The organism is Verrucosispora sp. SN26_14.1 (assembly GCF_004307965.1).
In the GTDB taxonomy this organism is placed as follows: Bacteria; Actinomycetota; Actinomycetes; order Mycobacteriales; family Micromonosporaceae; genus Micromonospora.
Map to the genome: position 1 here is coordinate 1 of NZ_SISL01000464.1, position 4,582 is coordinate 4,582.

Annotated in this window: 4 protein-coding genes and 1 pseudogene; 4 read left to right on the forward strand and 1 reads right to left on the reverse strand. The window is 71.5% G+C overall.

Annotated elements, in window-relative coordinates:
- Window positions 1–177 precede the first annotated feature (177 nt).
- Window positions 178–1,200 carry an ABC transporter substrate-binding protein gene (locus EYA84_RS27125; RefSeq protein ID WP_131056595.1) on the reverse strand — a complete coding sequence of 341 codons (1,023 nt, stop codon included), beginning with the start codon at window positions 1,198–1,200 and terminating at the stop codon, window positions 178–180.
- Window positions 1,201–1,468: 268 nt separating this feature from the next.
- On the opposite strand from EYA84_RS27125, the gene EYA84_RS27130 reads away from it, so the two are divergent.
- From EYA84_RS27130 to EYA84_RS27145, 4 genes and pseudogenes are all read left to right on the forward strand, one after another.
- Window positions 1,469–2,251, forward strand: coding sequence for an ABC transporter ATP-binding protein (locus tag EYA84_RS27130; protein WP_131056597.1), 783 nt, complete (start codon window positions 1,469–1,471; stop codon window positions 2,249–2,251).
- A gap of 2 nt (window positions 2,252–2,253) precedes the next feature.
- Window positions 2,254–3,204 (forward strand): LLM class F420-dependent oxidoreductase, encoded by a 951-nt coding sequence (locus EYA84_RS27135; protein WP_131056601.1) that lies wholly within the window; start codon window positions 2,254–2,256, stop codon window positions 3,202–3,204.
- Window positions 3,201–3,512: a cupin gene (locus tag EYA84_RS27140; protein ID WP_131056599.1), complete on the forward strand. Its 312-nt coding sequence runs from the start codon at window positions 3,201–3,203 to the stop codon at window positions 3,510–3,512. Before EYA84_RS27135 ends, EYA84_RS27140 begins: the two co-directional genes overlap by 4 nt.
- A 77-nt stretch (window positions 3,513–3,589) precedes the next feature.
- Window positions 3,590–4,582: pseudogene (locus tag EYA84_RS27145) on the forward strand (hypothetical protein); the annotation flags it as partial.

A 4,582-nucleotide genomic window follows, 5' to 3' on the forward strand; every position in this document is an offset into this window, starting at 1 on the left:
GCCACGCGGTGCGGCCGGGGCCGGCTCCGGGGCGGGCGTCGCCTCCGGCTGCCGTGAGCGGACGTCGGTCATCGGATCCTCCTGCGGTTCGGGTGGTCAGACGCGGGATCGGGGTACGCCGTACCGGCTGACCGGCACGGCGTACCCCGCGGTGGAACTGGAACGGACTGGTCGACCTCAGGCCTTGGGGGCCAGGTTGAAGTCGATGATCTGGTCCGGGCTGAGGTCGGACTTCAGCGCACCGGCACCGCGCAGGATCGCGATGCTCTTGGCCACCCGGCCACTGTCCAGCGTGCCCAGAGCGGTACCGGAGTTGCTCGACCGGACGTACCCGGCCATCAGCTGCAGCTCGGCGGCGGCAGCGGCGGGCACCACGGCCTCGACGTTCTTGGCCAGGATCTCGGCGGCCTCCTGCGGGTTCTCCAGGGCGTACTCCAGGCCCTTGAGCAGGGCCGCGGTGAACCGCTTGACCATCTCCGGCTTCTCGGTGGCGACCTGCTTCGAGGTGATCAGCACGTTGCCGTAGAGGTCCTGCATCACGTTGCTGTACGGCAGCAGGACGGCCTTCTTCTTGGTCACCGCCTCGATGGTGGGCTGACCGACGACGAACTGGCCGATGCCGTCCACCGAGCCGGAGGCCAGCGTGCCCATCAGGGTCTGGGCGTCACCGTTGACCCAGGTCACCTTGTCGTAGTCGATGCCGGCCATCCGCGCGTACGTCGGGAAGAGGTTCCGGACGACCGAGCCGGGGGTGTCGGCGAGCTTCTTGCCCTCCAGGTCCTTCGGCGTGCTGATGCCGGTGCCCTCGACGGTCGCGATGGCGGCCATCGTGCGCTGCTGGATCGCCGCCACCGCGACGAAGTCCTTGGCCTGGCCGTTGCCGAGCTGGAGCAGACCACCGGTCAGGTCGATCGGGCCGAACTGCGCCTGACCGCCGACGATCGTCTGGATCACGGCGTTGGTGCCCTGGCCGGGCTTGATGTCCACGTCGAAGCCGGCGTCCTTGAAGAAGCCCTTCTCCTTCGCCACCCAGGCGTAGGCGTCACGCCCGAAGTTGCCGAACGAGGTGAGGTAGGTCACCTGCTCCATCGAGGAGCCGACGTTGTCGTCAGCGTCGTCCGAGCCGCTGCCGCACGCGGAGACCAGGGCGAGCGCGGTGGCCATCGTGGCCGCGGCGACCGTACGGGTCAGCCTTCTCATCAGTACACCTTGTCCTTTCCCACCGGAGGCGTCGCGGGCCTCCGGGAGGGGATGTTGGGGCGGTACCGGCAGCCGGGACGGAAGCCGACACCGCGTATCGAGGGGACTCTTCGCGGGCACAGCGTACGAGAACCTCACCTTTGCGACGCCAGGCATACCGGGTTGCGGAACGGAAACAACTCATCTCCACCCCGGACGGTGAGATAACGGTGGAGACCGCTAACCTTTGGGCGGAATCCTGACTACTCACTCAGGGAGGCCGTCGGAGATGATCCGCCTGTCCGAGGTTTCGCGCACCTTCGACGGCCGTAGTGGCCGCGTGGAGGCGCTGCGCGGCATCAACCTCGACGTGGCCGACGGCGAGTTCGTCGCCATCCTCGGTCGCTCCGGCTGCGGCAAGTCGACCCTGCTCCGGCTGATCGCCGGTCTGATCCCGGTCACCTCCGGCGAGATCACCGTGGGTGGCGAAACGGTCACCAAGCCGCGCCGCGACATCGCCATGCTGTTCCAGCGGCCGGCTCTGCTGCCGTGGCGCACCGTGCTGGACAACGTCCTGCTGCCGGTGGAGATCTTCGGCTGGAAGCGCGCCGACTACCGGGACCGTGCCCGGCAACTACTCGACGTGGCCGGGCTGGCCGGTTTCGAGAAGCGGCTGCCGCACGAGCTGTCCGGCGGCATGCAGCAGCGGGTGTCGCTCTGCCGGTCCCTGATCGGCGACCCCCGCGTGATGCTGATGGACGAGCCCTTCTCCGCGCTGGACGCGCTCACCCGGGAGGAACTGTCCGGGGAGTTGCAGCGGGTGCACATGCGCAGCCGGGCCACGGTCGTCTTCGTCACCCACTCCATCGACGAGGCGGTACTCCTGGCCGACCGGGTGATCGTGCTCAGTCCGCGCCCCGGCCGGGTCCGCAAGATCGTCGACGTGGCCATCCCCCGCCCCCGCACCCTCGGCCGCCACGCGCACCTGGCGGAGGTCGCCCAGGTCAGCGCCGACCTGCACGAGCTGCTCATGGAGCGGGACCACCCCGCGACCGCCGGTACGCGGCGGTGACCATGCGGGTCACCGTCTTCACCGAGCCGCACCGGGGCGCCAGCTACGACGACCAGCTCCGCTTCGCCCGACTCGCCGAGGACGGCGGTTTCGAGGCCTTCCTCCGCGCCGACCACTACCAGTCGATGAGTGACGCGCCGGCGCTGCCCGGCCCGACCGACGCCTGGCTGACGCTCGCCGCGCTCGCCCGGGAGACCAGCCGGATCCGGCTCGGCACCCTGGTCACCTCCGCGACCTTCCGGCTGCCCGGTCCGCTCGCGGTGATGGTCGCCCAGGTGGACCAGATGAGCGGCGGCCGGGTCGAGCTGGGCATCGGCGCCGGATGGTACGCCCGCGAGCACACCTCGTACGGCATCCCGTTCCCCGGCACCAGCGAACGCTTCGACCGGCTCACCGAGCAGCTCGACGTACTCACCGGACTGTGGCGGACCCCGTCGGGCAGCACGTACAGCTACAGCGGCGACCACTACCAGTTGGTGGACGCCCCGGCGCTGCCCAAGCCGGTGCAGACCCCGGGGCCGCCGATCATCATCGGCGGACGCGGTCCCAAGCGCACCCCGGACCTGGCGGCCCGCTTCGCCGACGAGTTCAACGTGCCCTTCACCGACGTCGCCCGGACCGCCGAGTCCTACGAGCGGGTACGCGAGGCGTGCGACCGGGTCGACCGCGCCGGCACCGGCCGGGCACCGCTGGTGCTCTCCGCCGGCATCGTGGTGGCGATCGGACGCACCGACGCGGAGGCCCGACGACGGGCGGCACCACTGCACGTGACCAGCGCCCTCCCGCCCGAGGAGGCGGTGGTCGGCTCTCCGGAACAACTGGTCGACCGGATCGGCGAGTTCGCGGCCGTCGGCACCGCCCGCGTACACCTGCGGTTGGTCGACCTCGACGACCTGGACCACCTGGAGCTGATCGCGGCCGAGGTGCTGCCCCGACTGGAGGGAACCCGATGACCGAGACCCCCCTCGACCTGCCCACGCTCGGCCCGGTGGGCCAGGAGGTCGTCTTCGAGAACGACCGGGTCCGGGTCTGGCACATCCGGCTGGAGCCGGGTGAGCGGCAGCCGCTGCACCGGCACGACCACCCCTATCTGGTGGTGGCGGTGCAGGGTGCGAAGAACGTGGTGCAGACCATCGACGGCACCACGATCGACGCGGACGAGCCGACCGGCGGCGTGGTCTACCGCGACCCGGGCGCGGTGCACATGCTGACCAACGTCGGGGACACGACATACCTGGCTCGCCTGGTCGAGCTCAAGTAGACCCGCCGGACGCAGGTAGCAGCCGTCCCACGGCGCGCCGGTGGCGATCGGCCGCCACGGACCGTAACGTGCCGACCATGGCCCATCGGACCTTGAGCCGGCTACTGCTCACGGCGTTCGGCGTCAGCCTGCTGGCCGCCGCCGGTCAGCTGGGCGTCGCCTTCGGCTTCGGCATTCTCCGCCTCACCGGCGCCTTCACCGGCACCACAGTCAACCAGTGGCCGGCCCAACTCGTCTGGGCCGGGTGGTTCGCGGCGAACGCCGCCGTCGTCGGCGCCGTACTCACCGAACGTCTCGCCGAGCGCCACGGTGGGCTCACCGGTACGCATCGTCAACTGGCCGTGGCGTGCAGCGCCGCGCTGGGAGCCGTCGTGGTGGCGCCGCTGTGCATGCGACCGGCCCGCGCCGTCGAACTCGTCTCGGTCGACCCGGTCTGGGCCGTCGCCATCTGCGCCGTCCTCGGTGCGGTGGTCGGCGCGGGCGCCGCGCTGGCCGCCCTGCTCCGGCCGGCCTTCGCCTGGAACATGGCCGGCATCGCCGGCGCGGTGTGGCTGCTGGCGCTGCTGTCCGTCGCACCGTCGCTGGCCGCGACCGGGCCACTGACCCCGGTACGCCTCGGCGTGCTGGAACCGAGTTGGCTCTCCGCCGACGCGGCGCAGCGGTTGGCCCTGCTGCTCCTGCCGCTGATCGGACTGCTGGCCGGTGCCGCGACCGGCGCCCTGGCGCGGTGGCGCGGGCAGCCGCCGCTGATCAGCGGCCCGAGCGGGGTGGCCGGGCCGATCCTGGTGGCGTTCGCCTACCTGGCCGCCGGTCCTGGCGACGCGAGCGATCGATACCAGCTCGCGCCCTACTACGGCGCCCTGATCACGGTCGCGGTCGGTGCCCTCGGGTCGGCCGCCGCCGCGCTGCTCCCCCTCGCCGTCCTCGACCGCGACACCGCCGACAGCGCCGGGACCGCCATCGAACCGACCGCGATCCTGCAACCTCTGCCGGCCTCCCCCACCCTGCCGACGTCGGCCGCGCGTCCCGCCGACCGTCCGGCCGGCACCGGGGCCGGCCCTGTCTCTTAT